Annotated in this window: 27 protein-coding genes and 1 pseudogene; 8 read left to right on the forward strand and 20 right to left on the reverse strand. The window is 36.8% G+C overall.

Annotation, left to right across the window (positions count from 1 at the left end; genetic code table 11):
• Position 1 precedes the first annotated feature (1 nt).
• The 6 genes from AUF14_RS08240 to AUF14_RS08265 all read right to left on the reverse strand — a co-directional run bounded on the left by AUF14_RS08240 (position 2) and on the right by AUF14_RS08265 (position 4,877).
• A complete protein-coding gene (locus AUF14_RS08240; protein WP_049219339.1) occupies positions 2-877 on the reverse strand; it encodes an Rpn family recombination-promoting nuclease/putative transposase in 876 nt (291 codons plus the stop codon).
• A gap of 297 nt (positions 878-1,174) precedes the next feature.
• Positions 1,175-2,137: an L-lactate dehydrogenase gene (locus AUF14_RS08245; RefSeq protein ID WP_049219337.1), complete on the reverse strand. Its 963-nt coding sequence runs from the start codon at positions 2,135-2,137 to the stop codon at positions 1,175-1,177.
• Positions 2,138-2,206: 69 nt separating this feature from the next.
• The gene (locus AUF14_RS08250; RefSeq protein WP_227656336.1) at positions 2,207-2,461 is read right to left on the reverse strand and encodes a hypothetical protein; all 255 of its coding nucleotides are present in this window, start codon (positions 2,459-2,461) and stop codon (positions 2,207-2,209) included.
• Positions 2,446-2,868: a DUF4809 family protein gene (locus tag AUF14_RS08255; protein WP_049219335.1), complete on the reverse strand. Its 423-nt coding sequence runs from the start codon at positions 2,866-2,868 to the stop codon at positions 2,446-2,448. Before AUF14_RS08255 ends, AUF14_RS08250 begins: the two co-directional genes overlap by 16 nt.
• A gap of 31 nt (positions 2,869-2,899) precedes the next feature.
• A complete protein-coding gene (gene rfbD, locus AUF14_RS08260; protein WP_049219333.1) occupies positions 2,900-3,727 on the reverse strand; it encodes a dTDP-4-dehydrorhamnose reductase in 828 nt (275 codons plus the stop codon).
• Positions 3,728-3,908: 181 nt separating this feature from the next.
• Positions 3,909-4,877: a TDT family transporter gene (locus tag AUF14_RS08265; protein ID WP_049219331.1), complete on the reverse strand. Its 969-nt coding sequence runs from the start codon at positions 4,875-4,877 to the stop codon at positions 3,909-3,911.
• 148 nt (positions 4,878-5,025) lie between these two features.
• On the opposite strand from AUF14_RS08265, the gene AUF14_RS08270 reads away from it, so the two are divergent.
• Positions 5,026-5,865: a LysR family transcriptional regulator gene (locus AUF14_RS08270; RefSeq protein WP_049219330.1), complete on the forward strand. Its 840-nt coding sequence runs from the start codon at positions 5,026-5,028 to the stop codon at positions 5,863-5,865.
• Positions 5,866-6,465: 600 nt separating this feature from the next.
• Here the strand turns inward: AUF14_RS08270 and AUF14_RS08275 are convergent.
• Positions 6,466-6,606: pseudogene (locus AUF14_RS08275) on the reverse strand (Txe/YoeB family addiction module toxin); the annotation flags it as partial.
• Between the two features lie 1,030 nt (positions 6,607-7,636).
• Between AUF14_RS08275 and ltrA the strand changes: the two are divergent.
• The 7 genes from ltrA to AUF14_RS08310 all read left to right on the forward strand — a co-directional run bounded on the left by ltrA (position 7,637) and on the right by AUF14_RS08310 (position 13,144).
• Positions 7,637-9,445: a group II intron reverse transcriptase/maturase gene (gene ltrA / locus AUF14_RS08280; RefSeq protein WP_102865995.1), complete on the forward strand. Its 1,809-nt coding sequence runs from the start codon at positions 7,637-7,639 to the stop codon at positions 9,443-9,445.
• Between the two features lie 101 nt (positions 9,446-9,546).
• Positions 9,547-9,738 (forward strand): DUF1659 domain-containing protein, encoded by a 192-nt coding sequence (locus tag AUF14_RS23310; protein ID WP_456151920.1) that lies wholly within the window; start codon positions 9,547-9,549, stop codon positions 9,736-9,738.
• A 21-nt stretch (positions 9,739-9,759) separates the two neighbouring features.
• Positions 9,760-9,972, forward strand: coding sequence for a DUF2922 family protein (locus AUF14_RS08290; RefSeq protein WP_102865997.1), 213 nt, complete (start codon positions 9,760-9,762; stop codon positions 9,970-9,972).
• 75 nt (positions 9,973-10,047) lie between these two features.
• Positions 10,048-10,434 carry a hypothetical protein gene (locus AUF14_RS08295; protein WP_102865998.1) on the forward strand — a complete coding sequence of 129 codons (387 nt, stop codon included), beginning with the start codon at positions 10,048-10,050 and terminating at the stop codon, positions 10,432-10,434.
• Between the two features lie 51 nt (positions 10,435-10,485).
• Positions 10,486-11,103: a DUF2922 family protein gene (locus AUF14_RS08300; protein ID WP_102865999.1), complete on the forward strand. Its 618-nt coding sequence runs from the start codon at positions 10,486-10,488 to the stop codon at positions 11,101-11,103.
• Positions 11,104-11,225: 122 nt separating this feature from the next.
• Complete coding sequence (locus tag AUF14_RS08305; RefSeq protein ID WP_102866000.1) at positions 11,226-11,639, forward strand: phage holin family protein; 414 nt, start codon at positions 11,226-11,228, stop codon at positions 11,637-11,639.
• Between the two features lie 188 nt (positions 11,640-11,827).
• Positions 11,828-13,144, forward strand: coding sequence for an ISL3 family transposase (locus AUF14_RS08310; protein WP_102865971.1), 1,317 nt, complete (start codon positions 11,828-11,830; stop codon positions 13,142-13,144).
• 283 nt (positions 13,145-13,427) lie between these two features.
• Here AUF14_RS08310 and AUF14_RS08315 read toward each other — a convergent pair whose 3' ends face one another.
• From AUF14_RS08315 to AUF14_RS08375, 13 genes are all read right to left on the reverse strand, one after another.
• Positions 13,428-13,796 carry a type II toxin-antitoxin system PemK/MazF family toxin gene (locus AUF14_RS08315; RefSeq protein WP_049218654.1) on the reverse strand — a complete coding sequence of 123 codons (369 nt, stop codon included), beginning with the start codon at positions 13,794-13,796 and terminating at the stop codon, positions 13,428-13,430.
• On the reverse strand, positions 13,796-14,017 hold the full coding sequence (gene mazE, locus AUF14_RS08320; protein ID WP_049218655.1) for a type II toxin-antitoxin system PemI/MazE family antitoxin: 222 nt from the start codon (positions 14,015-14,017) through the stop codon (positions 13,796-13,798). Before mazE ends, AUF14_RS08315 begins: the two co-directional genes overlap by 1 nt.
• A gap of 190 nt (positions 14,018-14,207) precedes the next feature.
• On the reverse strand, positions 14,208-15,419 hold the full coding sequence (locus tag AUF14_RS08325) for an AI-2E family transporter (protein WP_049218658.1): 1,212 nt from the start codon (positions 15,417-15,419) through the stop codon (positions 14,208-14,210).
• A gap of 165 nt (positions 15,420-15,584) precedes the next feature.
• On the reverse strand, positions 15,585-16,178 hold the full coding sequence (locus tag AUF14_RS08330) for a hypothetical protein (protein WP_127478970.1): 594 nt from the start codon (positions 16,176-16,178) through the stop codon (positions 15,585-15,587).
• A complete protein-coding gene (locus AUF14_RS08335) occupies positions 16,168-16,536 on the reverse strand; it encodes a DUF1694 domain-containing protein (protein ID WP_049218661.1) in 369 nt (122 codons plus the stop codon). Before AUF14_RS08335 ends, AUF14_RS08330 begins: the two co-directional genes overlap by 11 nt.
• Positions 16,537-16,652: 116 nt before the next feature.
• Positions 16,653-17,339, reverse strand: coding sequence for a PAQR family membrane homeostasis protein TrhA (gene trhA / locus AUF14_RS08340; protein WP_049218663.1), 687 nt, complete (start codon positions 17,337-17,339; stop codon positions 16,653-16,655).
• On the reverse strand, positions 17,332-18,627 hold the full coding sequence (locus AUF14_RS08345; RefSeq protein WP_102866001.1) for a condensation domain-containing protein: 1,296 nt from the start codon (positions 18,625-18,627) through the stop codon (positions 17,332-17,334). The genes trhA and AUF14_RS08345 overlap by 8 nt, the downstream gene beginning before the upstream one ends.
• 47 nt (positions 18,628-18,674) lie before the next feature.
• Positions 18,675-19,523, reverse strand: coding sequence for a DegV family protein (locus AUF14_RS08350; protein ID WP_185968654.1), 849 nt, complete (start codon positions 19,521-19,523; stop codon positions 18,675-18,677).
• 52 nt (positions 19,524-19,575) lie between these two features.
• Positions 19,576-20,412, reverse strand: coding sequence for a DegV family protein (locus tag AUF14_RS08355; RefSeq protein WP_049218668.1), 837 nt, complete (start codon positions 20,410-20,412; stop codon positions 19,576-19,578).
• Positions 20,413-20,655: 243 nt separating this feature from the next.
• The gene (locus tag AUF14_RS08360) at positions 20,656-21,111 is read right to left on the reverse strand and encodes a GNAT family N-acetyltransferase (RefSeq protein ID WP_049218670.1); all 456 of its coding nucleotides are present in this window, start codon (positions 21,109-21,111) and stop codon (positions 20,656-20,658) included.
• Positions 21,112-21,404: 293 nt separating this feature from the next.
• Positions 21,405-22,475, reverse strand: a complete 1,071-nt coding sequence (locus AUF14_RS08365; protein WP_049218672.1) for a HAMP domain-containing sensor histidine kinase — start codon at positions 22,473-22,475, stop codon at positions 21,405-21,407.
• Positions 22,472-23,158, reverse strand: a complete 687-nt coding sequence (locus AUF14_RS08370; protein ID WP_102866003.1) for a response regulator transcription factor — start codon at positions 23,156-23,158, stop codon at positions 22,472-22,474. Before AUF14_RS08370 ends, AUF14_RS08365 begins: the two co-directional genes overlap by 4 nt.
• Positions 23,159-23,692: 534 nt before the next feature.
• Positions 23,693-24,244, reverse strand: coding sequence for a hypothetical protein (locus tag AUF14_RS08375; RefSeq protein ID WP_102866004.1), 552 nt, complete (start codon positions 24,242-24,244; stop codon positions 23,693-23,695).
• Positions 24,245-24,475 lie beyond the last annotated feature (231 nt).

A 24,475-nucleotide genomic window follows, 5' to 3' on the forward strand; every position in this document is an offset into this window, starting at 1 on the left:
ATCAATCACCATGTTGAGTTTGCAGCTGCTTAACCGTATCAAGCTCCAAGCCAGTAGCTTCCACAACCTGTTCAAGCGGCATTTTCATTTCGATGAGGTTACGCGCAATCAAATATTTCTCACGTTCACGCCCCATCCTCTCACTCTCTAGTCGAACAGAGGAGATGACTGCATCGTTTATTGCTTTGGATTTATCGATTTTCATAATCATCTCTTTTTCCTCCCTTCCAAGTTTGTAATAGTCTATTTTTTGTTTCGCTTCTTTGATGTAATCTGGGGCGTCAGCGTGGACTGTACCACTTTTGAAAAAGTATTGCCAATGATAAGCAGCGCTTTGTTGTTCGATTGTTTCGTTTTTTAAGCTAAGGAAACAGGCGATCAGCAGCTCTTTGCCAGTGGTTCCGAGAAAGGGAACCGAACTTTCTTCATTTAGTAAACGGAAGCGTTGCAGAGCGGGCTTTTTTTTGTCAAACAAGTGAAAATCGATAATATTGATTCCATATGCGGGACGTAATGCGAAAAAATTGTTTCCTTTAATAAAATTAGCGGTTTCTAAGTTTCCGAAGGGACTGCAAAATGCTTCCGCCAGATAAAAAATGATTCGTTCGCGAAAGTACATATGCGGCTGAATCTGACACTCAATCGTGGTGTGACTGCCATCCTCACCGATTGCTAAGATATCCACTTCGGTGCGGGTGATATCCAGCTCATCAAAGGACTTTTTATAGTTATCAATGTGATACGTTTCTTTTGGCTTCAGTTGCTTGAATTCAATACCGAGTAAATCTTTGACAAATGCCTTTAGTATATGCAGGGAATCTTCAGAGGTAAAACATTTCTTGAACAGTAGATCGTTTGTTGGTAAGTATTTTTGCATCGTTCTCACAGCCTTTCAGATAGGACACGTTTCCACATTGAAAGGCTTTTCTCGCCTACATTATAGCATGGAAATTTGTGTGCCATCTATATTCGTTTACTCTAAAATACACAAACAAGTAGAGAAGATTGCGAGAATATCGAGACCACAAAAAAGATTAAACAACTAAACAAAGGGAGCATATTTCGCAAATAATTGCGTTGCATGCTCCCTTTACTTATGAAAAATTATACCTACCGCTCAAGCAATGCTACAGCTATACATTCAAGCTTCATCGGTATTTTGTATTGTTTACTCTTATTCCTCACTCTTTTTAGTATCCAAGGAATGAATGACCTCTCTAAGCTGCTTGCTTGATGCGGCGAATTTCTTTCTTTCCTCTGGATCGATATTTAGTTCGATGATTTCTCGTACACCGTGTTGATCTACGACTGATGGTACACCGGTAAATAGATCCTTTTCGCCATACTCTCCATTGAGATAAGCAGATACAGGCAGCACCGCTTGCTCATTATTCAAGATGGCTTTCACGATTCTCGCGACACTCATCCCGATGCCGTAAAAGGTCGCTTGTTTTCTGTTTATGATTTCATAGGCGGTGTTTTTTACACTATCTGAAATCGTGGTTAAATCATCTACTGTTAGCCGATTGTTCTTCACGATAAATTCCAATAATGGTTTTCCACCAACTGTGGTATGGGACCAGACAGCTACTTCTGAATCACCATGCTCACCAATGATATAGCCATGGATACTTCTTGGATCAATTTGTAATTTTTCGGCCAGCTCTTTACGAAATCTAGTGGTATCAAGAGTAGTTCCTGTTCCTACGACTCTGCTGCTTGGTAGGCCAGATGCTTGCCAAGCAACGTAGGTCAAAACATCTACTGGATTTGAGGCGATTACTAAAATTCCATCAAAGCCTGATGCCATGACTTCTTTCACGACACTGGTAATGATTCCGGCATTGATATCGATCAGCTCCAAGCGTGTTTGACCAGGTTTTTGATTAACGCCTGCTGTGATAACGACAATATCAGCATCCTTACAATCCGTATAATCGCCGGCCCACACTTTAATATTTTCTTGTGCCCAGGACATACCATCTAACAGGTCAAGCGCTTCTCCTTCTGCCTTTTCTTGATTGACATCGATTAAGACCAACTCATTGATAATTCCTTGATTGATCATAGAATAAGCTATACTTGTCCCGACAAAACCTGTTCCCACTACAGCAACTTTTCTACTTGTACGTTTCATATGAATTCACTCCATTTTTTATTTTTCTAGTGTTTATCACTTATTTCACGCTTCAGTGGATCATCTACATTACGCGCTCCGATATTTTGAAATAGTGAATTCCGTCTTCCCGATGATTGGATCGCTTATTTCTTCTATCGAATCACCCATTTGATATATCTCTTTCTTACAGACAAGCTGTGGAGTTGTTTGACTCAATACTAAAACAGAGTTCGCGTAAATTTTTTTGATTTCTCCAGAGATTATTTCTCCATGGACATTCTTCGCAGTGATTGTATCCCCTATGCCAACCATTCTTGTCATCCCTTCTAATTGCATAAACATTTCTTTTTTCTTAGCTTTATTAAATAGCCCTCAACATCGAAGATCGTCTCTAATATCTCATTTACTTGTTCAAATAAGCGTTTTGTATCTTCAAATTGTTTCGGACTTTCGATGCGTCTCCACTCTTTTTTATAGCAGATTTCATGAGCGGTCTCATCCATCGATACTACCTGTGAATTCTTTACAAGATGTACTCTCTCTTCACCTATCCCAATTATTTCTACCCATTCTCTCCAGCCATTTTTTATCGCGATGGTTCGAACCAATGACGGCAAATCCAACGCGTCCAGAGCCGCACTTCTTCCATCTTCGAAATGAATGGTATAGGTGATGCATTTCACAAATCCACAGGCATTGCACCCACCTTCAGTTATTCGCTCTTTGCTTGTAATTATCGCTTTTTCCATTAATCACATCTCCAATGAATAGTATATTTGTTCACTTGAAATTTGATAAGGCTTCCTGCCAAGTTGGAATCTCAAAGCCTAGTGCCTTTGCTTTACTTAGATCCATGATTGACGTTCGCGGACGTGCTGCTTTTTGCGGATAATCTTTTGATGCTACTGGGATGATCTCTACATCCGTATCTTTTAGGATTTCCTTGGAAAACTCATACCAAGAACAGCTATTTTCATTCGATAGCTGATAAACACCAAAGGGCGCTTCCTGTTCAATCAAGAAATACATGAATTCGGCCAATGTACGTGTCCAAGTAGGCCGTCCAAACTGATCCTCCACCACGGCTAGGCGTGTCTGTGTCTTCGCCAAATTACGCATCGTGGATACAAAATTGTCCCCAAACCTTCCAAATACCCATGAGGTGCGGACAATGTAATACTCGGTCAGTAATTCCTCGACAATTTTTTCGCCTAGATACTTCGTACGGCCATATTCATTAATAGGGTTGGGCAGCTCTTCTTCTTGATACGATCCAGCTTCTTTCATCCCATCAAAAACGTAATCCGTACTGATATAGACCAAAATAGAACCGGCAGCCTTGGCTGCTTCTGCTACATTACGTGTTCCTTCGACATTGATTTTTTCGTTTAATTCTTTGTCGACGCCTTCTGCTCTATCAACAGCGGTGTAGGCTGCGCAATGATAAATGATGGCAGGCTTCAGTTGGGTGATGAACTGGTAGGTCCTTTGTCTATTGGTAACATCTAGCTGATCAGAACCAGCCGCCACGTATTCCACCGCTTTTTCATCTAATAGATAACGCAACTCCGTCCCTAATTGACCTTGACCGCCTGTAATTAGAATCATTGAGTTCCCCTCCTTTTTTCGTATCCTCTATGTATCCAATCACACGTCTTAGTAAACTAAACGTTGATGATAGCTGTTTCCTTTTATTGGATTGCGCCGCTGATTTCCAAACGATCGCGAGAAAAATTCTGTTATTTATTTTAACTCTTATAGTAATGAAAGCACCAGCGATTCACTCTGCTTAAAATTCCCGATTTACCTTTAGGACCTTTGTTTGATCATATAGATGAATCACATACTTCACTAAGACATAGCAAACAACGAGAATTGCTAAAAGCGTTTCTAAAATACTTAACGCTTTAGTAACTGTCAGTAAAATAGGAAGCTCTTCAAAAACTTTGGAGGCCTTGAAGATCGCTGTCGCTGAGATAACTAAAGGAAACGTGAACGCCGCATAGCTTGGATAGAAGCCGACCTTTAGCATTCTTTTCATATTAAAAACGATGCAAAGATAAATCAACTGGGATAAGATCAGCAGCCCGATAACAAATGGAAAAGAGACTTGATTGCAAACAGATAGATAACCAGCTAAACAAAGTGAGCCTGGTGCTGTCAGAATTGTAATCAAAGGAATCGCTGAATCCTCAAATATTTTCTTATGAAGAATTCGTTTAACGATGATTGGCAGCAGAATCAAATACAAAGCTAAAGCGATCCAAACAGCAACCTGCCCTAATTCCTTGATAAACACGGTCGAGGTATTCGGAATAACGCCTATTCCAACAAAGGTAATAAACCAGCTGGGATAAACATATTCAAGCGTGACCTCCACAGGCAGAATATGCACGGCAATGAAATAGCCCATCAAAGCCAGATGCAATATGATCGCCGTTACCCATAGCACGTTATTCATGATTTGATTAGGAAACAATCTGTCTAAAAATACGGAAACGACCATTAACGCCATCGTAAATGTCGGAGCTACAGAGGCAATAATCGGATTTCTCAATGCAGCCATCGTATCTTTAAATGTGAAAACGATTTTTAAAAGAAATACAAGGATCATCAAAAGACCTGTATAACAAAAAATATTGCCGATCCCTTCAAAGCCTTCAGAAAATAATAGATTCCCCAGTGACTCCGTTCCTAAGATCAGTCCGCAAATCGGTATTGGTATAGCCTTCAGAAAATTCTTTAGTGTGTTATTCATAGGTATATCCTTTCTAAACGATCAAATTATTTGATAGCACTTGATATATATTTTTTACACCCCTATAATAAACACCAGTAAACTATTTGTAAAATAATGATTTTACATATCCGTTATAAATTTTATTAATAGAAAAGAGGTCATTCCGTTGTTAGAATTATTGCGAACATTCATTATTGTGTATGAAACGAGAAATTTCAGCACCGCAGCCAAACTCATGTTTAAGACACAACCAACCATCTCCGTGCAGATCCAAAGATTAGAAGCAGAACTAGGCTTCAAGCTGTTCGATCGAAAAGGAAAGCAGCTGATCCTGCCTACGAAACAAGCCGAATTCTTGTATCCTAGGGTAGTCGAAGCGTTACACTCCCTATCTAATGTATTTGCCCAAGCAAAAAATTCTAAAAATTTTAAAACCGACTGCATCCTTGGCTGCTCCAACACCACCGCCGTGCACCTATTACCCAAAATTATGGAGCAGCTGATTGCTGAATTTCCATTAATAGCTTTTGAAATCAAGATTATGAACTCGCAAGAAGTCATTGATGCCGTTGAAGGAAACAAAGCCCATATCGGCTTGATTGAAAAATCCATTGTTTCCCCATTGATCCAAAAGGAGTTCGTTTATAAGGATGAGCTCGTCTTAGCAGGCAATATTGATTCAGATTATTGGATTCTTAGAGAGCATGATTCTGGGATGTATCTTATCAACGAGACCTATCTGTACTCTAATCATCTAAACCCGCAAATCATCAAAGCAAATAACAGTGAAGTAATATTGTCTCTATTAGAAAACAATATAGGCAAATCAATTATCTCCAAATTAGCACTAACAGATTCCTTGAAGTGGCAGGAACTAGAAGACGAATACAGATATCGAGACCTCTTTATCATTCAAAATATCCAAAGCCCGATCCCTGAAACAGCAGCCGTTTATGATCGGATCAAAGCATTACTCACCGAACTATATAATCAGTCAAGTGAGTAAGGACGCATTCAAATAGAAAAGAATTATTCTTTCAGAGATTTTAATCATGAACCCTGAAAAATAGCGGTGTATAAATAATTAATCTACTAATTTTCATTCGTATCAAAAAACTTTCTGATAATCTAAGGATGTTAACATTCATCCAGTTTGACGCTTCCAGCGATTTTTCAACGTTAAAGTTGAAAAATCGTTATTTCCTATGATGAAGTGTCCTAAATCGCTCCCCTGATACTTGCACAAAGCTTCTCTGGAGTCGATCATATAGCTAAGCCCCCAACTCTGATCAGAGTTGGGAGCTTGTTTTTTTAGCGACCAAAAATTTTTGTATGATATAGCGTTTAAAAAACTAGCCTGACGCCATTGATGAAAAGAAAAGCCCTACTCCTGGCAGAGTAGGGCTTTCGTGTTTCTGGTATTCGAAATCTTCACATTTCGCAAACTTATTATAGCATGGAATTACGGCTATTTCTAGTTTTTTAGATTGACAATAGATAAAAAAGCGATTCTTTTGCTAGGAGAGTCGGTAGCTTATTCATAGGTATTGCATTTGCAATTTCATCGTAGTTTTCATCGGTAAAAAGTGCATTTTCTTTAGAGGACTCAATAATGATCTTTTGCAGAATAAAAATGGATTGTTTCCTTTTCTACTCTATAGATTAGCCGATGTTCGCCTGTAACTCTCCTTGATGGGTTTGCAGATAAATCATGTGTTAGTAGTTCAGGTTTTTCTAAACCAGAAAAATGTATAGAAAAAACACTCAACTTTTCTTTTTTTGAATGTACATGAAGCTATTGCTGTTTATGCAAAAAAAATGTAACCGTTTTACAAAACTTTTTATTATACTACATTTTTATCCGCTTTGTAAAATCGCAATTTGACACTTACCCCCCCTAATTTGACCTATTTTCATGCAAAAATAAGGGTTTTTACCTAAAAATAGGTCAATTTGAGGGGGGTAGCGGTTATTTTGCGATTCGCACTTTTTTTAGAAATCGTTTATCTTTTAGTCACCGGCCGGAAACAAAAAAATTAGGAGGAAACAACCATGATTCAAAAAGTACGACACGTTTCCTAATAAGTGTCTACACACGAAATAGGAGAATCGCCAACTGGTGATTACAACTGACTATCCTACAATTGGAATGACAGCAGTCATGTTTGCTAGAAACAATTGATCTGATACTCCTGCATGCGATAAATGGAAGCAGCTATTTATGGTATGAAGTCAGGTAAAGACGGCAGAACAAGACCTAAGTGATCGACTTACCTTTCATACGGTCAAGGATATGCCGGGATGCTACAAACTACTCATGGTGAGAATATCCCTATGGGACGGACGAACTCACGAATGTAAGGGTCTATAGATCACCGATATTCGAAAGATATTGGGATGCGGGCGCATCGTCTAGTACCGAAAAGTAAGAATTTTTTGTATGAAATTCGGGCTGACCAACAATGAGGTCAGAACTAAACAGGCTTAAAGTGAGCACCTACCAGTAGATATGATCAGCTAAGATAGTCGGAACGTGGAAAGCGAGAATCACTTATATCAAACGACTGTTTTCGGAGTGATGGATATAAGATTTTAAGTAACTAAAATCGAAATTCCTTAGTTCTCGTGAGAGTAAGGGTACAGTACCAAAGAAGCGTGTAACGAACGTGGAGGGATAGCCCTAAGACTTGTTCTTTGAAAAGTGAATAATGCTAAATGAAGCTTACAAGGTCGAGTAAGAGGATGGGACTAATTATGTTAGGAGAAACAAACCATCAGTGAGCACAGAACTACGATATTGCGAGTATTATCAAATGCAAGAAACATTCGACTGGCTCTATCAAAGAGGTCTTGATAACCGAACCAAAGGAATAAATTTGTACGACTTAATTGTGTCTGAAAATAATATTCTATTGGCCTACAGAATGATAAAAAGGAATACAGGAGCTAAAACATGCGGAGTAGATAAACAGACAATAGAAGACTTCAAAATTGTGAACCGAGACGCGTTCATCAAAGAAATCCGTCAAGCGCTCGAAAATTACCACCCACATGACATTGTTAAAATTGAGATTCCAAAACCGAACGGGAAAACCCGCCCGCTCGGAATACCAACGATGAGAGATCGTCTAATCCAACAAATGTTTAAGCAAATACTTGAACCAATTTGCGAGGCTAAATTTTACAAACATTCATACGGATTTCGACCTAATCGCTCAACAGAACATGCCATTGCAAGGTGTGCAACCCTAGCTAACGCTGGTCAATGTCACTATGTAGTAGACATTGACATTAAAGGTTTCTTCGATAACGTCAATCATAATAAACTTCTCAAGCAACTATACACTATTGGAGTGAAGGATAAACGAGTTTTGACAATAATATCTAAAATGTTGAAAACTTCTGAAAGAGGGTTTCCTGCTTCTACAAAAGGAACTACCCAAGGGTCCATCCTTTCTCCGCTTCTATCGAATGTCGTTCTAAATGATTTGGATTGGTGGATAACCACACAGTGGGAAGACTTTCCGACTAGACATCCATATTCTACTCCAGGAATAAGATCAAGATATCTGAGAAAAAATTCAAAGCTAAAGCTAATGCATATCGTGCGATATGCGGACGATTTCAAAATCTATACCAACTCTCCAAAGTCCGCACAAAATATTTTCCATGCGGTAAAACAATATCTGGAAAATCATTTATCTTTGTCAATCTCAGATGAAAAATCTAGCATAACTAATCTTAGAAAAAGATATACGGAATTTCTGGGATTTGAATTGAAAGTAGAGAAGCGAAAGAAAAGCCGTTATGTGAATATTTCTAGAGTATCCAAAAAATCAAAAAAACGAATAAAGAAAGAAGTCCGAGAAAAGATAAAAACTCTTCGCCGATGCACGAGAACAACGAACGCATTAAGGTTCAACCTGTATGTTTTAGGAATCCATAATTACTACCAAAAAGCCACCCGAGTAAATCTGGATTTCAAAGAAATCCACTACTCATGCCTATTTACACTATACAATCGTTTGAAACATCTAGGAGAATACGGAATACCTAGAAGTCCTCCCAGTACGTATAAAAACCGCTACAAGACGACCTACAAAACTATGAAAATAGTCGATGTCTATCTCTACCCTCTCGCAGATGTACGTTGGAAATTGACTCGGTGTTTTAGTCAAGGCATAAACAACTATACGGAAAACGGAAGAAAAGAAAGACATCGCTGTCTTAAACCGACAGTTCTGAACGAATTATACAAAATGAGTATTGGATTAACAAAAGAACAAAATCTGGAACTCCTAGACAATAAGTATTCTAGATACTCCATGCAAAATGGTAAATGTGCTGTAACCAAACTATTTTTAACGGCAGAAGTCGCAAGATGTCACCATGTAATTCCAAAAAGTCTTGGTGGAACGCACAAATTTAATAACTTAGTTATTATCCACGAATGGGTTCATACTCTAATCCACGCAACAAGAAAAGAAACGATTGATAGATATTTAACTCTACTCCAACCATCCGACAGACAGTTGGAGAAAATCAATAACTATCGTAAGAGCTGTAATTTAGCGATTATTCACTAAACAAAAAGGCAAGTTGGAACGCCGTATGCGATGAAAGTCGCACGTACGGTGTGGAGCGGGGGAAAATCTGGAGATAACATCAAACGATTACCTATCGCTATATCGGCAATAAACTTCAAGTAGAAATCGATGCAGGCGGAGAAAAAACTAAGAAGATCACCTTTACAAATGTGATGGATGAGCCTAGCGAAGAGAAGGTCCTTGAACTGGGAGAAATTATGAAAGCCTTATCAGTTGAAGGCAGTGAATTAGACGGCGTGATCCTAACCAGTCAATCACGTTATACCAAATAAATCATAGAAAGGAAGAATAAAATGCTAAAACTCGTCGCAACCTTTAAAACCAGTTTAGGAAAGAACCAGACCTGGAGCTTCAATGATCCCGACACTCAAAAGACCGACACAGAGATCAAAGGATTGTTGCAACGTATGACAGAGGTAAAACTTTGTCATAAGGATGGCGCAGACCTCTTCAACACTGTCGAAAGCGCCAAGTACGTCGAAACGATTGAAACCATTATTTTTTAACCAAATACTTTGAGGGGTAGCGGTAGTCTTGCCGCCCTCCTCTACTACTAATTGAGAATGAAAGGATGAGCATCAATGAATGTTATACAAACACTGTCGTTTCGGCAGTTATTCAACTTAAAAGCCAAAACACTCGAACAACGAATCACCAATTTCTACCATAAAACACAAAACAGCAGTGTCACCATCAAATACATTTTAGCCTTAAAAGTACGCTGCCAATTAGGAGCGGCGGAGTTTGATCACTTTCTAAAGGATCTTGTCCGCGAGGTATTTATGCACACCAAAGCTACCCGCACCATGAAACGTCTCTTTTATTATTTTGAAGACTACTTTATGGCACCGGAATGGCGGACTTTGAAACTGAGAGTCTTTCCAGTAAAAAAATTCGGTGAGAAGCTCGTCTCTGTTGCTCGCTCCCTTATTTCATTTGTCCGACCAGAAGAAACTAGCGAACCTTGATGAAACCATGAACCAACCTACGCAGAAAAAATCAAAGAAAGGAACAGAACAATGACCAAGGATTTAATTGCCACCTTTGGAAAAAGTGATGGCGGCACCCACAATTGGAAATATAAAGACCTCGATCCCAATTTGACGGCGCCACAGATCAAAGAAGCTTGCGAATTATTGACGAACTTAGATATTTGTACACAAAACGGCGTAAAACTATTTGATTCTGTGGTCACCGCTAAGGTCTTGACCCATAAAGAAACTCTGATATTTGATCCAGAACATGAGACGAGAGGTGTTCGTTACGATGGCGAACCTGTTGAGGAAACGGTCTGTGAAGAGGTCCATTGCTGTGAAGTTGCGGAAGAACAGGAGAAACCTGCGGCAGTGACGACTCCGAAGCCATCTGCACTACCAACAACACCACATGGTCGCTATTTGAAACAATTAACGACTATCGCTCCACCGGAAAAAGCAGAAACAGCGATTAAAGTAGAAAAAGAGTCGCTTCCACAATCAAGCAATAACCACCTTAACGATCAGCAGCCAGTAGCTATGCCTTTAATGGAAGGCGAGCCATCCAGTCAAGACACGAAAGAACAAAATAGAGTTCTTCAATGGCTGCACAGAATCAGAAAGAAAAACAAAGAAGGACCGCCTGAAACACCACGGGAATAAGCCTTTTCCCAATTAAATCCGTTCATTGACAATCACATACTGCGTAGGGAACAACAGCTATTAACCCCTGCGAATTTCTTTTCACAGGGGCTATCAATTAATTTAGAAAGCGAGGAATCTATATGATACAAATTCCCTTAATCAATTATTTATTCGGTGGAAGTTTACCGATCATGGGCATTTTTTTAACCATGGTGGGCTTGGATCTCACCACCGGATACGTCAAAGCATTAAAAAGCCATACCTGGGTGTCTTCGATTAATCTATATGGCTTGTTTACGAAATTCATTACCTTTTCAACAATTATTTGCGCCGCTGCCTTAGGCAAAATTGCGCCAACTGTAGGAATCACTTTGCCAATCAATGTGGCCTTGATATGGACAGCATTATTAATCATTTACGAGATCGGTTCGATTTTAGAAAATGCCCATGAATTCGGACTGAAGGTCACTTGGCTGCAGAAATGGCTGAGAGTGTTCGAACGCGATGTTGGAAAAACTCCTGATAAAGACGATCAGGAAAATAATGTTCGGTAGATGGCTGTTTTGCGGATTTCACTGTGCCTTTTTGCTATGACTTAGCGAGATGGATGAACAAAAATGGTTCTATAATATTTGGTGTTGTTACTCTTTCTGAGTGAGAACACCAAGTATTTTTTTATACAAAAAGACATTTGGTTGTCCTATAATTAAATCGCTGAACCCAATCATAGGAGGCGAACCAAATGTCCAGTATTAAGAATATCAAATATAAAGATAATTGCCTAGACAAAACCATCAAACAAATCCTAAATATTCATGATTCCAACATTACTTTTCCTAAAGACGCCGTTTCAAAAGAAAAAGTCCATGACAGAATGGCCACCGTCTTTACTGGTCGACTGAGCTATCCGTCTCCTCGGTGTGAGTGTTGCGGCTACGACTCCGTCATCCATCATGGCTACAAAGATAGCTGGATTCAATTACTCCCTTATCAAGAGGTGCCAACCTATCTTCATCTCTATAAACAACGATTTTATTGTAAACAGTGTCACCATACTTTTTCGGCTAAAACCTATTATGTCGCAGAAAACTGTTATCTCTCCCAAGCGCTCAAGTTTGCGATCGCTGTTGATTTAAAGAAGAAAATTTCGATGAAAGATATCGCTCAACGTTACTTGGTTTCCGCTAAAACGGTCGAACGGGTGTTGGATTCTTTTTTTGAAGAACCACGACTGAAGCCCAATTACTTACCAAAACATCTATTGATTGATGAATTCAAAGGAACTAAGGACTGTCAGGGCGCCATGTGTTTTATTCTCAGTGATGCGGATACGGGGAAAATCTTTGATATTTTAGAGGATCGAAGAAGCTTCAAGCTGATCGCTTATTTTATGCGCTTTACTTATCACGCTCGGAAAAACGTTTCTCATGTCGTGATGGATATGAACGCGAGCTATGATTCTGTGACAAAGGTCGTTTTCCCAAATGCTCGGATTTCCATTGATCGGTTTCATGTGATCCAACAACTTAATCGTGCATTTAATAAACAACGGATAAAAACCATGAATCACTTGAAAAAGAGCGACCCGCAAGCCATGAAAAAGTATCGCAAGCTTAAGAAGTATTGGCGAACCATTCTGAAGAAAAATAGAAAAATCAATTATTCTTCGCTCAAACAATACCCGCTTTTCCAACGGAAATACCTGACGGAATCGGAAGTATTGGACTATTTATTATCGATTGACGAGCGCTTACGGACAAGCTATGATGTGTATCAGAATTTGTTGGATGCCTTTGATGCCAAAGATTATAAAGACTTTTACGAACGCATTGATCACTTACCTCCGATGCTTGATCCAGCATTTAAAAAAGCGATTCTTTACTTAAACAAACACAAACAAGCGATTATCAATGCGTTAAAATACCCCTATTCGAACGGAAAACTTGAAGGGAAGAATAACTTGATTAAAGTGATCAAGAGAGTGGCATTCGGTTTTAGAACCTTTCGTCACCTTCGTATGCGAATTCTGATTCAACAGAATCTTTGCGACATTATTTGAGCAAAAAAACAAAAAGAAAAAAGGAAACGCCGAAGCATTTCCTTTCAGTGATTTAATGAGAACAACACGATTTGACTTAGAGCCACAAAAATAAGGCATTTTTCGTATTTTGGAAAGATGCCTTGTTAGATGTTTGTAAATTAGAGAAACGATAGGCGGACTGAAAATCGGATTGTGTGACAGTTATTAATAGGTTGAATGCTTCAGAAGAAATCAGCCTAATACTTTTTTAATCATAGATAAACTTGAGAAAACATACTATTTTGATTCGCTATTTTCCCCGCTATTCTCCTAACAAATTAGAAAAATTGAAAATCATTTTAACCATCTGAGTTGTTCTTCCTAATTCATATGTAGTCGCCTTCTCCACAAATCGAGCGTCTCTCACTCTAAAATCTAATGTCTTTAATTGTAAAGCGTTGATATATCCTGTTACTTGACGGTTCACCTCGTCATCTAATTTAATAAAATAGTCTCTTTTAGTACTTGTGATTGGACAAACCGCCACTAAGCCAGTAACAGCACAATAATTGTTTGTACTTATAACGATAGCTGGACGTTTCTTTTTAATTTCACGATCTGAACTCGGATCAAAATTAATGACAATGATGTCTCCTTGTTCTGGAATGTATTCACTCGTGTCTGCTACCATTAAATCATTTCCCTTCCTACCGGCTTGTCATCAGGAAATCCAGGTGTAACATCTAATGTCTTCCCTTGTGCAGCAGCTTCATCAAAAATATTTTTTTCCTTCTTAATGAATGTGATTGACTCGTTCGGACCCTTTACTGCAATATAGTCAACATTTTCATCGATTCCAAACCTTGTAGGTACCGTTAAAACGATTGCGTTACCCTGTCGTCTTGTTTTCACGATTACTCCTCCTCTTCAATCAAATAAGTAAATACACTGTAAATATATCATGCTAAAAAGTAAATACAATGTTTTACTTTATCGAAAATTGCTACGCTACACTTGTCTCTAATCTATTATTCTGAATTCCGTTTTTCCAAACAAGATAAATTTCATGCTATCTTTCTTTTCATAGTAGATATTTCTTCATCTATTTAACATTTGAGGATTCTCTTTTTTCTAATGCAGAAGAGATATCTTCTTGATATAACTTAGAAATTTTTTTGTACCACTCAAAGATGTAGGTTATCAGTACTTTTAATGCGGCATAAATTGGTATTCCGAAAACTATACCCAATACTCCGAAAATTTTTCCTGAAGTGAGTAAGACAAAAATAATTGTTACGGGATGTATATTTAGTTTACTACCTAAAATTAAAGGAGAAATAAGTCGGCCTTCGATTGTTTGTTCAACAAAAAAGACAATCATCACTTTTAATAGCATCGTAGGTCCTGACACTAAAGCTAGAAATACAACAGGTATCATCGCAATAAAGGAACCTAAATATGGAAGTAAGTTTAAAAATCCTGCGATGATCCCCAGACTTACAGCAAAGTCTAATCCAATTATGGAGAATCCCATAATGAACATGATCAACACTGTCATTGCAACAATTAATTGTCCGCGGATATATTGAGATACCTTTTCATTCATTTCTTTCAGTACCTGTAACGTCGGCTTGCGAAAGCGAGTTGGTAGAAATCTAGTAGCATAATGCGGAAATTTTTTTCCGTCCTTCAATAGATAGAATAGAAGAAAGGGAACTGTTAAAATAACAACGAATACATTTGCTAAGGTTCCTATCAGACTTCCGATACTTTCCAACGTATCCTTAAAAAAGCTCTGGATAATATTTGCTAATGAACTTAATCTGTCGTCGATAATTGAATTAAGTTGTGGTCTAAACCCATTTATCCACTTATTATTGATCAGTTTTTCCAACTGTTGATTGATTTCATCAAAATAGCCTGGTAGGTTATTAATAAAATTTACTATTTGTTCCTGAATTTTTGGTACAACTACTACACCGCCCCAGATAAGCAATCCTAAAATAATAATAAACAACAGCAAAATGGTTAATCCCCGCTTTACCTTATGCCGTTCTAGAAAATCTACGACTGGCACTAAAAAGTAATACAGAATTATCGCTACAATAATAGGAATCCCTACGATTGAAAAGAATTGAAGAATTGGTTTAAATAGATATGAGATTTTTGTGAAGCATATCAGAATGAGTAGCAACAATAGGACAATGAGCAAACTAGTCACTACTTTAGTGTTCAAAATCCACTTCCAAAACCAAGAACCATTTCTTTTCTTATTATTCAAAATATTTCCCCCTCTAAGATAAAGGAGATGCATTTATGTAGCAAAACCTCTTGACCAGAAAGATCTGTAATGACCTTTGAGTTTAGGCTATAAAAAGTGATCTTTATTTATAACTCTTTTCTAGTAATTTCATTCACCGTTTTCTCAACTATCTCTTTTTGGCCTACATGTCAATCATCCTAATTTTATAAGAAGCTTTCATTCAAAAACTACTTTTAGTGATCCTAGACTATAAATAAGCAGTTGGAATCTCTCAGGTTCATCCTTTACGATCGCATCTTCCATTACTGAATAAAAAGATTTTTTGCATTCCTCTTCGTCTAAAACGGTCGTTCGTTTTTTTAATTGTTTAAAAAAAATATGCATTCTAATATCCAGAATGTTGATAATCTGTTGCTGTAGTGATCGAAAAAGACTCAGTTTTAGCTTTTGATTAAGGATAAAAATAGTTTTTGCTTCCTTGAGAAACTTAGCAGATTTTGATATTTCAATAAGATTATCTGTCCAAATCACTAAATCCTCTTTTGTTTTCACATAAGGAATTACCTCTTTAAGCTGGTTTACAAAAGTATTGTTTAATGACTGGATCAGATCTGCTTGATTTTGATAACAAGATAAAAACCTTCTCTTGTTGATTCTTGAAAGCAATAATAATCTATCTAAAGATAAATCAATATCCCTTTTTTCATCTATGATTTTTTTTAGTGTATGCATTAACTGGTTATTCAAATTATTTTTGACCGTTTGATCTGTTAGCTTAAATCGCAATGATAAAACACCTCTACTTTCCACTTGGCAATTCAACTATCAGTGCTATATAAGAAGAGTCTTCATAATTACTCTTTTTAGAAAGTCGATAACCGTCGTTTACAACAACGATAAATTTACTTTTCCCTTTGATAGCTAGTTTCATTAATTTCGTAATATATTTTTGACGAAGATTGCCATTGATTATCAATTTTCCTTTGATCATGCCTATTAAGCTACTGACTTTTTTTATAGAACTATACATATTTTTATGGAATTCTTTAAATGTCACAAAATGTTTGATTCTTTCAGGTTGACTTCCTAAAAGAAGATCTTTTTCATTCAGAGGCGCCCGTGATAGAGTCTGCCTTTGCTCAATATATTTTTGAATTTTATTCCTCATGAGATGTACTCTCCTTCTGATCTTTTCTGTCAATCATTATTCGAGTGTTAAAATAGAACATACACCTATCCGGTATCAATACGTCCACTCTGTTCATTTTCAATTAAAATGAGAGATTAATAACCGAAAATATATATGCTGATACAAAAATAATGCAGTAGACTACCCAAAACACAAAAAACATGGAAAACGGAATGCATCCATTTCTTCTTTTTTCCGCCTAATCCATAAAAAATGGCACCCACACTATAAGCTACACCGCCAGCAAGGAATAGATTGAATCCTTCATTTGTTAGCATGCTATTTAATATATCTGATGCAATTAACACACTGCCTCCCATAAGGAAGTAGCCAATCATCGTAATCACTTTAAAACGATCCAAATCAACTGCATTCAGAGCAATAATCCCGCAGCCAACAAAAATAACCACTCCTAGCAGCATCCAGCCTAAATTCGGTTTTGTCGGTTCCACAACACATAAAGCAAATGGAATATACGTACCAATAATTAATATTGGGATAGAACAATGATCAACGATTTGAAAAAATTTCTTCTCTTCCATCTCCTCGCCTTCTGGAGACAAGCCATGATAGGTACAGGAAACAGCGTACAAAATAATAAGGGACACACCAAATAAAAGCCCTGTTACAAACTGTATCGAGTTCTGATGAGATAACAAAACCTTAATGACCATATCAATTCCTAGAAGTACCCCGACAGCATGAGAAATCACGTTAAAAATTTCTTCTTCTTTAGAGTATTTAGGTAGACTACGGTTTTTTGCGATTGAAATTTTACTCATATACTGCTCCCCAATCATCATTAGAATTTGGTGATACCTTTTTCAGCATGTTAAGAAACCTCTTTTCCAATAAAGGCTCTTTGATACTTCTTGTGAAAGTTACTGTTAAAACATTTCCAGCAGAGACTACACCGCAACTATAGGGCGTATGTGGTTTGGTACTTAACGACATGCTGAATTGTTTAACATATGGTTTCATGGCATTCGGTATTTGCCATACTCCCAAATTAGAAAATGTCATACAATTTCTACCTTTAGCAATCGAGAAAAACAGTTGAACCAACCATTTTTTTAAACTAAGCGGAAAGAAAGAATTCCCTCCTAATTTTCCTAATTTTACGTAAGATGTTACTAAGGAAGATAGTTTTTCCTTAGTTGAATTTGTTCTCAATTGGTCCTGAAAAGATTGGCATAGTTCACCAAAGTCTGATGTTTTCCCGGAACTCTTAGCATAGATTGAGATTGGCACTGAAAAATTTCTCAGAGTGTTGCGATTAAAACGTCTTCTTAAATCAACAGGTATGGAAAGACAAATAGTCTGGCGCTTTTTTGAGTGCTGTTGTAAATCAAACAGTGCGGCAGCTAATACACTCGTTAACAAAGCAGTTAAGGTCACACCATGTAAGGAAGCCAATGCCAATACTTTATCAGTTTTAAAAGAAAATTCTGAAATATGCAGCTTATCGTCTTTACTACCTTCTATCAGATATGAGTTTGAACTTTGAACTAACCTACCTGAACTGCTTACAATGTCCTGATAGGCATCCGACGAACTATTTTTTTCTGATAATTCCTCAATAGTTACTTTATCCGATATACAGCGATTGGAAACGTCGTAACGAATCAATAAATATTCAGCAATTAGTGATTTTAAAAAAATACTTCCGCCAATCCCATCTGCCACAGCGTGAAAGTATTCTAGAATAATACGATTTTGTACATAAAATATTTTAAATGCACATTTATTCAATTCCTCAAATGTCATCGAGAATGACTCATTTTGACTATCTTTAATAATATCAGGTGCTGTATGTAACTTTTCAAAATAGTAATGGTAGCTATCGTGAACTAGACGAACACAAAAAGAGGGAAATCGTCCGATTAATCGATTAAGTGCTACTTGTAAGCTGTTGTGATCAACAGTCTCATTCATAACTACCGATAAACGCACTAGCGATCGATGTTCTTCACAAAAAGCTAATGGAAACATCTTTGCTGCTGTATCGAGCTCTAAAAAATCATCTGCATCAGCTACCATTTTTTTGATGTAACAATTTGAATTTGTCATATATTATTTCTCCTCAATAAAACAAGTTGTTTCCAACTCTTTATTCTCTATTGTTTTAATATCCCGCCAATTCCAAAAGCCCCGGGTCCGCTGTGTGTAGAAATAATGCACCCTGCTTTAAACCAGAGAATTTTTTTAACATGATATTCATGTAAGCATATTTCCTCAATTTTTTTTCGGCTCTCTTGTCCTAGTCCAGGAGAATAAACAAAATAGATTTCATCCAAACTGATAGTCATAGAAGAAAAAAAATCAGCCAATATTTTTTTACTGACAGATTCCATTTTTCCTCGATACTTCTTAGTGGCGATTAGTAATCCGTTTTGCATTTCAATCAATGGTTTGATATTCAATAACTGTGTCATCAAATATTGAGTGTTGGAGCATCGCCCACCTGCTTTTAAGTAGTAAGTGTCATTAACGGCAAAATGAAATTTCATTCGTTTAGATAATTCCTTGATTTTATCCAGTAATACTATTGGTTCGATATCTGGAAATTTCTTAATGTATCGAGCCGTACTTATCACAAGGGCCCCTAGTCCTCCACTAACCTGTTGGCTATCCACACGATAGATATCTTCGTAACCGATAGAGCCGATTATCGAGTTTTGGTATGAGGAGGTCGTTTTAGCTGAGTAAGCAATATGAATGATGATTGAATTAGGTAGTTCCCTTCGTATTTGGTCGTATATATGTTCAAAATCTGCTGGATTAGGAGCGGAGGTAGTCGGAATAGATTCTTTTTTAGCTAAAATCTGCTCGGGACTTATTTCACCATCAGCATATGTCTTCCCTTCAAATTGAACATACATAGGCACTATTCTAATTCCATATTCCTCAGCTAATTCTGGTGAAATATCTGAACCACTCTCTGTTAGCAATACATAATGTTTCAATATATATTTCCTCCGATTCATAATTTTATTCACTTTACTTTTTTATGCTTTTTCAATAGCCGATTATCAAACCCTTCTGTTCGGCATAAAAGCTACACAAGCCACGTGTTGGAATAATTGTTACTTCGGAATCGCTCCAGATATTTTGGATTTCGTTCTTCAGTCTTTTGGCAAATTCTGGGTTTTGGCAATGACTAATCACTACTGATTTAAGCTGTTCTTCTTTTTGTTTTAGCCCGTTTAAGATAATGTTTATTGCCTTCTTTTTGCCTCTTACAATTCCTCTCATTTCGATAGTTCCAGTTTCATTTGCGCTACCAACCCCTAAAAAACCAAATTTATTTGCAACAAATCCTGTCAATTTATGGATTCGACCGTTTCTAACTAGATTATCAAATGATGACAGTGCAAACATCACTTGGGTCTGAGTCATATAAAGCTGTGACTGGCTAACAACTTCCTCAAAATTTTTCCCAAGTTCAATGAGTGTACAAATTTTTCTTACCAATAACACCATTTCTGGTCCGACGGATAAAGAATCAATAATGGTGATTTTTTTATCTGGATACTCTTCTAGGATCATATTACGAGCAGCGCAGGCACTATTATAACTACCCGAAAGACCGCTTGTGAGGGTGATCGCAATGATGTGTCCTGCTTCTTTAAACTTTTCATACCAAGCACCCGAAGAAGGACATGAAGTGTGGCTTGAATCATCTGTGCTTTTCATTTTGGCAACAAGTTTATCAATATCTAAACGATCATCGTCTATAAAATGAGTTTCTCCAATACTAATAGTAAACGGAACAGTTGAAAAATGAATATTCTCATATTCCAACTCAGTGCTAAATAAATCAATACTTGAATCTGCTACAATATTCCATTTCATTCAGAAAGTCTCCTATCTAAAATTCTTATCTAAATTGAGTATACTTCTCGTCTGTGTTTGCTTCGTAAATTCGAAGCAGAACATAGTTTACCTTCAGTTTACTCAAAAAAACGTCAGCTCTATACTAGAGTATTGACGTTTTCGTTTTAAAAATTTATAGCTGATTGTAACCCTGTGTTACACATGTAAGATGAATAAAATCATCCCTCGACGCTTTACTGCTTCTTTTGATTTTCACATGCATTAATTAACTTCTTCAAGTCTTTTCTTATACAAATAGAATGTCTCATTTGCGATCGGATAGTCAGCGATTGTACCGATTAAACTGTACCCTAATTTTTCATAAAATTCAGGCGCGCTGTTTGTAGTAGTTTCTACAAATGACATAATGCAGCCTTTTTTTTGGGCAATGCTTTCAAATTCAAGCAGCAATTTTCGTCCTGTTCCGGCCCCTCTTGCCTCTGGCTCTACAAAGAGGCCTTCAACATGGCAAGAATAGCTTATATAGTTAATTTCACCGTTTAATCGCCCAACAGCTTCATCATTTTCATTCAAACAGACAAATCCGACATGTTCATTTTCTTTCAATACTTCTGATTTCCGATAGCTAATTCCTAATTTTTTAGCATAATAATTAACTAGACTTTCATACATTAACTTTTCATTTATCATATAATCTATTTCTTTATCAATAGCCATAAGCTCCTTTAGTAGAAATTATATGGTAACCCATCCTTCTTCTTGATTTGCTGGATTTTAAATTTCAATCAAAAGATGGACATTATGAATCTTTAGTTGGGATTGCTTCAATCATAAATCTTAAAAGCAGTCATCACCGTCCTTCTTTTAATTTATGATTCTATTTATAATTATACTTTGTTATCGTTTCCAATTCGTAAACATAAAGGACAAGTTAATTTACTATCAGTTTACTTATATAAAAAAGCTAAACCCATCAGCTTTACAAAGAAGGCTGACGGATTTAGCATTTTCTATAACTTAGTTTTTAAAGGAAGTTCAACTATAAATGACGTGCCCGCTGATACTTCACTTTTCACTGTAATCGTTCCCTGACAAAGTTCTACAACACGTTTAGCGATAGAAAGCCCTAATCCGAGTCCTTGCTGAGCGTGTGAGGAATCTCCTTGAAAATATGGATTAAATAGTGACTGCAGCGTCTCCTCGTTCATCCCCTCACCTGTATCCGCTATTCTCACAACTACCTGTTCGTTTTCAAGTGAGGTACTAATTGATATTTCTCCACCATCTGGAGTGTATTTAATAGCATTATCTAGCAAATTAATCCATAAATGCTGCATCATTTCCTTATTACCTAAAAATAAGATTGAGGTAAATTCTCCCTTAAGATCAATATTTTTTGCTAACCATTTGGGTGATAAAATGATTGAACACTGACGTAATTGTTCACTTAAGTCATATTCTTCGACATCAGTCACAATCTGTTGAGAAGACAATTTTGAAAGTAGGATTGTATTGCTTGCTAAGTTGGACAGCCTTGCTGATTCAGCAACAATGATTTCGAGGTACTGTTTTTGCTCCTCTGGTGGTAATTTTTTTTCAAGTAATAGTGAAGCAAATCCATTTATTGACGCAATCGGTGTTTTAAATTCGTGTGAGTAGTTATTTATGAAATCGTTTCGTAGCAACGAAACACTTTCAAGTTCAGCACACATCTTATTGAAACTAGAGTAAATTGGAGTAATAGTTCCTTTGCTATCCTGTGGTATCCTGATAGAGTAATTTCCATCAGCAACGCTTCTAATAGCATCGTAAAGTGTGGTTACTTCTTTCACTCGTTTGCGATGTAACACTGCATTTAGAGGAGCCAATGTTAAAATAAAGATTACTAATGTACCCAGCGATGAATACCCAGCAGCTTCGTAGGTATCCTTGACACCAAAAATATCGGTCACTAGCCAAGTCATAAACATAAATGACGATAGCGCGATAAAGACTATCGTGATAGTTTGAAAAAGCAATTGTGGTAAAATATTTTTCGTGAGTTCGATCAGCTTCCCCTTATTTTCTGTCATTTTCTTCATTTATTATCCACCTGTTCAGCTATCTCAATCTTATAGCCCAAACCCTTTATCGTAACAATCTTAAACTCAGTTATTCCTAATAGCTTATTTCGAAGTCTGCTGATATGGGTCTTGATAGTATCTTCTCCACTCTCCACATTTATTCCCCAAATACTATCAAGTAGCTGTCTTTTAGAAAAAATCTGATTGGGATAAGATAAAAGCTTAAATAAAAGATCGAATTCCTTTTTAGGCAGTTCAATATATTCGTTGTCCGTGTAAACCGCATATTTCTCAGAGTCTATAATGACATTCCCAACTTGAATTTTTTTACTTTGAGCGATCCTAGAACGTCGTAATAGTGCTGCTACTCGCCAGATCAATTCTTCACTACTAAAAGGTTTTGTCATATAATCATCTGTTCCAAGAGAAAATCCTTGCTGTTTATCATCAAGCGTTTCCTTAGCCGTAAGTAGTAAATACGGTGTAGTATAGCCTTCTTCCCGAATGGTTTTTAATAATTCATAACCATTCATGCGTGGCATCATAATATCCGCGATAATTAAATCAATGCCACCTTTATGTATTATCTCTAATGCCTCTATGCCGTCACAAGCACTTACCACCGTATATAAATCATTTAATCTTGCTGCAGTTAGCAATCGCATGCTTCTATCATCTTCTACAATTAGTATTTCCGCCATAAAATCACCCCGCTTATTATGTATTCTATCATAGCTTTTTGAAATTAATAAACTGGAGATTTTCTAAAATGATTTCTTCAAAAAATAATGGCCTCATTATTAACAGAGGAACCATGATCCTTAATCCTGTACTAATCGGGAATATCACCTCTGCACATTACGGATTAGCAATGGAGAAAATCGACATTGCTTATTAAATAGAAAAAAGACATCGATCCCTATAAACAGTGCTTTCATATAACTAACAATAGCTTACATGTAGTTACGAATAATTAATCATTCGTAACGATCTGCTTTGTCATTTACTAGCACACGTCTAATATTGTAAATAAATGATCTAAATTAAAACCCACCATTATAATACTGAGTCTCTAGCTTATTAATGGTGAGTAAATATCTATATTCAGCTTATCCTGAATAACCATAAAATTCAGGAATCCTATTATTTTGAATTCTTTTCTGCCATCGAATTGAGCTTAAAAAATGCACAGTCTTCCCTATTTTCATCTCATCTATAAATTTAATCCTAAGCATCTAATCAAGTGTTTTTAATTCTGACCAGAATTCTTTATTGTATGGCTGCTTTACAAGAAAAGTGTCGGAAACAAGAGCACGCGCATTCTTTATTAGCTGAACATCATCATCTATATAGATTACGTCAAAGTCTTTTTGAAGGTTGGCTAATACTTTTTCTTTGTCACCTGAACCGTTATAAATTCCGCAATGCAGACGTTCTTCTGGAATAGTAATGTTCCACGCTGAAAAATACTCTTGTAGAATTTTTAAGGGACTGCCGGTTAGAAAATGACACGTGCTTTCATGCTCTTTTACCAGATTATAGACTGGTTTGAATGGAGCAGTCATCAATAATTCTTGCATGAAAAGCTCCCCTGTCTTTTGCTGCAATTCCAGTGTGTAAGACACATGAAAAGCATCCTCAAGAATTTGCATTTCGGTTTCGATATCTGTAACACTATGCAAATTGGTATACCAGAATTCTTTAGACATATCAATTCCAAGTATTTGACTTGTCAGCTCAACAATTAAATCTTCAGAATTTACCAATGTATTGTCAAACCCAAACACGTATATTTTTTTTTCATAGTCAAAACTCCTTACATTTTCCAGAATTAATTCATCGAATTGTTAGTTAAATCCGTGCCATTCGATTCAATCACTTTTTTGTACCAATCAAAGGATTTTTTCTTGGAGCGTTGCAATGTTCCGTTGCCATCGTTAGCGTTTTTTATTATCTCTCCTGTACAATAGAAAATGAGAAAAATATTCTATCTTCCTAACATGCCATAGCAGTTACCC

Origin of the sequence: Enterococcus avium, from assembly GCF_002891025.1 — a bacterium.
Classification (GTDB): domain Bacteria; phylum Bacillota; class Bacilli; order Lactobacillales; family Enterococcaceae; genus Enterococcus_A; species Enterococcus_A avium.